Genomic DNA, 5642 nt, shown 5'->3' with positions numbered 1-5642 from the left:
GCGCTCGCCAGGGCGGCCTCGGCGGCGGAGAGATGCTCCTCCATGGCCGCGCGGGCGCCGGCCAGGCCCAGGCGCGACACGGCCGTGGTCATGGCGGCGTCCTTGCCGACGTCCTTGCCGGCGGCCTCGACCGAGCCCTCGGCGTCGATGATGTCGTCGCGGATCTGGAAGGCCAGGCCCACCCGGCGGGCGAATTCGCCGACCTGCTCGACGGCCGCCGCGTCGGCGCCGCCGATCAGGGCCCCGACCTGGGCGGCGGCGATGATCAGCACGCCGGTCTTCTCGTGGTTCAGGCGGTCGATGGCGGCCATGTCGCGCAGCTGGTCGCGGTCGAGCAGGTCGCGGGCCTGGCCGGCGACCAGACCCATGAAGCCGACGGCCTGCGCGGCGCGGGCCACGATCTCGGCCCGCAGCTCGCCAGGCAGCGCCTTGTCGGCGGCGATGACGGCGTAGGCCTGGTTCAGCAGACCGACGCCCGCGAGGATGGCCGTGGCCTCGTCGAAGGCGCGGTGGATGGTCGGCAGGCCGCGACGCAGGCCCGCGTCGTCCATGGCCGGCAGGTCGTCGAGCACCAGCGAGGCGGCGTGGATCATCTCGAAGGCGCAGGCCGCGTCGAGCGCCGCGCCTTCATTGGCGCCGAACGCCTCGGCGGCCAGCAGCACCAGCATCGGACGGAAACGCTTGCCCGGGGCCAGCAGCGAATAGCGCACCGCCTCGACCAGACGGTCGGGCGCGGTGCCCGGCGCGGGCGCCAGCTCGGCCAGGCGACGATCGACGCGAGCGCGCAGGGCCTCGACCCGCGTCGGGAGTCCCTGTTGGACTTGTTGCAACGTGCCCTGGTCGTCCATCTCGCGAGTCGCGCCGTACGTAGCCACCCCGTCGCGGGCGATTCATTTGAAGGCGCCCCGCCGCTGCGTCAACCCAAGCGGGTTGCGGTATGCGGGTCTTGACCCGACGCCCGAGGGGCGCGTCCATGGCGGCATGTCCAAGCCCCTCCCCGCTCCCGCCGCCCATGCCCGCGAGATCCTGGCCCGCCTGGGCGTCGATGGACTGTCCGCCGACGGGGGCAGCCCGGTGCGCTCGCCGATCGACGGCCAGGTCCTGGCCCATGTCGCCTTCGACGACGCCAAGGCCATCGAGGCCAAGGTCGCCGGCGCGGCGCGGGCCTTCCGGACCTGGCGCTGCGTTCCGGCCCCGCGCCGGGGCGAACTGGTGCGGCTGTTCGGCGAGGAGCTGCGGGCCGCCAAGCCCGACCTCGCCGCCCTGGTGACGCTGGAGGCCGGCAAGATCGCCTCCGAAGGCGCCGGCGAGGTGCAGGAGATGATCGACATCTGCGACTTCGCCGTCGGCCTGTCGCGACAGCTGCACGGCCTGACCATCGCCTCGGAGCGCCCCGGCCACGCCATGCGCGAGACCTGGCATCCGCTGGGGCCGGTGGCGGTGATCAGCGCCTTCAACTTCCCGGTTGCGGTCTGGGCGTGGAACGCTTGCCTGGCCCTGGTCTGCGGCGATCCGGTGGTCTGGAAGCCATCGGAGAAGACGCCGCTGACCGCCCTGGCGACCCAGGCGCTGCTGGAACGGGCGCTGGCCCGCTTCGGCGACGAGGCCCCGGCCGGCCTGTCGAGCGTGGTGCTGGGCGGTCGCGACGCCGGCGAGCGCCTGGCGCGCGACCCGCGCATCCCTCTCGTCTCGGCCACCGGCTCGACCCGCATGGGCAAGGCCGTCGCCCCGCTGGTGGCCGAACGCTTCGGCCGCTCGATCCTGGAGTTGGGCGGCAACAACGCCATGATCGTGACGCCCAGCGCCGATCTCTCCCTGGCTTTGCGCGCCATCGTGTTCTCGGCCGCCGGCACGGCCGGCCAGCGCTGCACCAGCCTTCGCCGGCTGATCGTGCACGAGAGTCTGGTCGACAAGGTCGGCGACGCCGTCGCCGCCGCCTTCGAGCGCCTGCCAGCCGGCGATCCGCGCCAGGACGGCGTGCTGCTGGGCCCGTTGATCGACAAGGGGGCCTACGAGGCCTTCGTCCATGCCCTCGACCAGGCCCGGGCCGACGGCGCCGACGTGGTCGGCGGCGAGCGGCTGCGCGAAACCGAGGCGCCGGAAGCCTTCTACGTCCGCCCGGCCGTGGCCCGCCTGTCCGCGCCGACGGCCGGCATGGCCCGCGAGACCTTCGCGCCGCTGCTCTACGTCGTGCCCTATGCGGACTTCGACGAAGCGGTGGCGATCCAGAACGACGTCCCCCAGGGGCTGTCGTCCTGCGTGATGACCAACGACGTGCGCGAGGCCGAGGGCTTCCTCAGCCCCTGGGGCAGCGACTGCGGCATCGCCAACGTCAATATCGGCCCGTCTGGCGCCGAGATCGGCGGGGCCTTCGGCGGCGAGAAGGAGACCGGCGGCGGGCGCGAGAGCGGCTCCGACAGCTGGAAGCAGTACATGCGCCGCCAGACCGCCACGGTGAACTATTCCGGCGCCCTGCCCCTGGCCCAGGGGGTGCGGTTCGACCTGTAGGGAGCTTGGCCATATCAACTCTTGGAGAAGGTGAGAAAATTCACACTCCCAGGTTGTTGCGCGAACTAGCGTGCGCCCGCTCATTCCGAGCCGGAGGCAACGTCATGTCGGCCTATCCCATCGCCATCTACGGCAACGGCCTGTTCCAGGACGGCTATCCCACCCCGCCCGTGCCCTATGCCGAGCAGGCGGCGCAGCTGAACCAGGGCGTCACCACCGTGATCCTGTGGTCGATCCACATTCACGACGGCGGCGACCTCTATCTGAACGACACGCTGTTCGTGCAGGACGGCAAGATCCAGTACGCCACCGACGGCAAGAGCGGGGTCAATCCGGACTTCCCCGAACTGATCAAGGCGCTGATGACCGGCGGCAGCGTGCGCGACCTGATCGTCTCGGTCGGCGCCTGGGGCACCACCAGCGACTTCACCGCCTGGCTGGGCTCGCGCGACGCGGTGAAGACCAACCTGGCGGCGCTGAAGTCGGCCTTCGGGGTCAGCGGCGTCGATTTCGACTACGAGTCCCAGACCGGCTACACCAACGACGAGCAGACCATGATCGTCACCCTGACGCTCGACGTCGGGTCGCTGGGCCTCTACGCCACCTACTGCCCCTACACCGCCACCGACTTCTGGACCGGCGCGCTGAGCGCGGTCTACGCCCAGAACGGCCAGTCCCAGATCGTCAAGTGGATGAACCTGCAATGCTATGCGGGCGGCGCCAGCAACACGCCGAGCGACTGGATCGCGGCCGTGCAGGGAACGCCGAACACCGGGGTGACCAACCCCGGGGCGTTCATCGTGCCGGGCTATGCGGTGGAAGGCGCCGACGGCGGCGATCCCAGCTATATCGAGCAGGCCTTCGCCCAGTCGGCGGGAACCGGGATCACCGGCGGCTTCCTGTGGAACAGCGGCGGCATCTGGTCGACCGAGGCCTCGAATGGCGGCGAGCCGACCCCGGCCGACTACGCCCAGGCGATAACCGCCGGCCTCGGCGCGACGACGACCGCGCGCGAGCCGGTGGACGCCTGACGCCCAGCCTCTGAGAGCCTCGCCCCGCGGTTCGCCGCGGGGCGAGGTTTGTGGGTCGCGCCGCCGGACGCATCACCCTAGGGTAACCTCGATCCCAACGGAGACGAGGCCCAAAGGAGGCGTTTTAAGGCGTGGAGACTGTCGAGATCGTTCTGGCCCTGTTGGCCGCCGTCGTCCTGAGCGGCGCCGCCGCCCGGTTCCTGCCGCTGGCCGTCCCCGCGCCCCTGGTGCAGATCGGCCTGGGCGCGCTGATCGCCCTGGTCACCAAGACGCCGGTCTCGCTCGATCCGCATCTCTTCTTCCTGCTTTTCCTGCCGCCGCTCTTGTTCCTCGACGGCTGGCGGATCCCCAAGGACGAGTTCTTCAAGGACTTGCCGGTGATCCTGGAGTTGGCCCTGGGCCTGGTCGTGCTGACCGTGGTCGGGGCCGGGTTCCTGATCCACTGGATGATCCCGGCCATGCCGCTGGCCGTGGCCTTCGCCCTGGCCGCGGTGATCTCGCCAACCGACCCGATCGCGGTCTCGGCCATCGCCCAGCGGGTGCCGATCCCCAAGCGGCTGATGCACATCCTGGAGGGGGAGTCGCTGCTGAACGACGCCTCGGGCCTGGTCTGCCTGCGCTTCGCCATCGCCGCGGCCCTGACCGGCAGCTTCGTGCTGCACGAGGCGGTGCTGAACTTCGCCTGGGTGGCCCTGGCCGGGATCGTGGTCGGCGTACTGACCACGCTGGTCGTGACCACCCTGAACGCCTGGCTGAGCCGGGCGGGCGCCGAGGACGCAGGTCCCCAGACCCTGATCAGCCTGCTGATCCCGTTCGCCGCCTATCTGCTGGCCGAGCGGGTGCACGCCTCGGGCATCCTGGCCGCCGTCGCCGCCGGCGTGGCCATGAGCTTCTCGGAGGTCGCCCGCCAGACCGTCGCCGCCACCCGCGTCCGCCGCAACATGGTGTGGGACACCCTGCAGTTCACCGCCAACGGCGTGATCTTCGTGCTGCTGGGCGAGCAGCTGCCGTCGATCCTGGCCGGGGCGGTCGAGACCGTGCAGACCACGGGACACCACGAGCCCTGGTGGCTGGGCGTCTATGTGGTCGCCATCACCCTGAGCCTGGGCGCTCTGCGCTTCGCCTGGGTGTGGGGCTCGCTGAAGCTGACCCTGCTGCGCGCCAAGCGTCGCGGCGACGAGCGGTCCAGCCCGGACTGGAAGATCATCGCCGCCACCGCCTGCGCCGGGGCGCGCGGGGCCATCACCCTGGCCGGCGTTCTGACCCTGCCGCTGGTCACCGCCTCGGGCGAGGCCTTCCCGGCCCGGGACCTGGCCATCTTCCTGGCGGCCGGGGTCATCGTGCTGTCGCTGCTGATCTCGGCGACCGCACTGCCCCTGCTGATGAAGAACCTGCAACTGCCGCCCGACACCGCCGGCCAGGAGCAGGCCGAGCGCGCCCGCGAGGCCCTGGCCATCGCCGCCGTCCAGGCGGTCGAGCAGATGCAGGCCGCCTCGCCGCACGCCTCGGACGCCGACTTCCAGACGGCCTCGGCCCGGGTGGTCGACATCTATCGCGACCGCCTGGACGGCCTGGCCCAGACCGGAGAGGCCGCCGTCGCCGCTCATCGCGGACGCGGCTTCGAGAAGGAGGTGCGGCTGGTGGCCTTGCAGGCCGAGCGCAAGGCGCTGCACGGGCTGATCCGCCAACGGGCGGTCGCCGGCGAGGCGCAGACCAGGCTGATGCGCGAGATCGACCTGGCCGAGGCGCGGCTGAAAGTGTGACTTAGATCCTCCCCCTGAAGGGGGAGGTGGCCCGGAGGGCCGGAGGGGGAAGTATCTGCTGAGGGGCGGAGCACCCCTCCCGTAAAATCCCCGCGAAAGCGGGGACCCAGGTGTTTTATCGTCGAGCGCCTGGGGCTTCAGAAAAAGCCTGGGTCCCCGCTTTCGCGGGGATTTTACGGATGGAGAGGCGCGTTCTGCGGGCGGCGGGCGTCCTTACAGCGGAATGTTGTCGTGCTTCTTGGCCGGATTGGTCAGCACCTTGCCCTTGAGCGAATGCAGCGCCCGGACGATGCGCTTGCGGGTGCCGTGGGGCATGATGACGTCGTCGACATAGCCGCGT

Annotated in this window: 5 protein-coding genes; 3 read left to right on the top strand and 2 right to left on the bottom strand. The window is 71.0% G+C overall.

What is annotated here, in order from left to right; translation table 11 throughout:
• Positions 1–830: polyprenyl synthetase family protein (locus DMC18_RS21605; protein ID WP_233248248.1), on the bottom strand; the 830-nt coding region annotated here is incomplete at its 3' end.
• 151 nt (positions 831–981) lie between these two features.
• Here DMC18_RS21605 and DMC18_RS21600 point away from each other — a divergent pair.
• The 3 genes from DMC18_RS21600 (at position 982) to DMC18_RS21590 (ending at position 5302) form a co-directional block, all read left to right on the top strand.
• A complete protein-coding gene (locus tag DMC18_RS21600; RefSeq protein WP_110122121.1) occupies positions 982–2508 on the top strand; it encodes an aldehyde dehydrogenase family protein in 1527 nt (508 codons plus the stop codon).
• Between the two features lie 104 nt (positions 2509–2612).
• Complete coding sequence (locus DMC18_RS21595) at positions 2613–3539, top strand: hypothetical protein (protein WP_110122120.1); 927 nt, start codon at positions 2613–2615, stop codon at positions 3537–3539.
• 131 nt (positions 3540–3670) lie between these two features.
• Positions 3671–5302: a Na+/H+ antiporter gene (locus DMC18_RS21590; RefSeq protein WP_110122119.1), complete on the top strand. Its 1632-nt coding sequence runs from the start codon at positions 3671–3673 to the stop codon at positions 5300–5302.
• A gap of 213 nt (positions 5303–5515) precedes the next feature.
• Here DMC18_RS21590 and DMC18_RS27050 read toward each other — a convergent pair.
• Positions 5516–5642 (bottom strand): hypothetical protein (locus tag DMC18_RS27050; RefSeq protein WP_233248250.1); only part of this gene is annotated, 127 nt, incomplete at its 5' end.

Source organism: Caulobacter sp. D5, from assembly GCF_003185805.1.
Lineage (GTDB): Bacteria > Pseudomonadota > Alphaproteobacteria > Caulobacterales > Caulobacteraceae > Caulobacter.
This window is presented reverse-complemented; position numbering and strand designations above follow the sequence as displayed.

What these genes read in the sequence shown, in the direction of transcription:
- DMC18_RS21600 (WP_110122121.1), top strand. Translation starts at nt 982, where the DNA reads ATGTCCAAGCCCCTCCCCGCTCCCGCCGCCCATGCCCGCGAGATCCTG.
- DMC18_RS21595 (WP_110122120.1), top strand. Translation starts at nt 2,613, where the DNA reads ATGTCGGCCTATCCCATCGCCATCTACGGCAACGGCCTGTTCCAGGAC.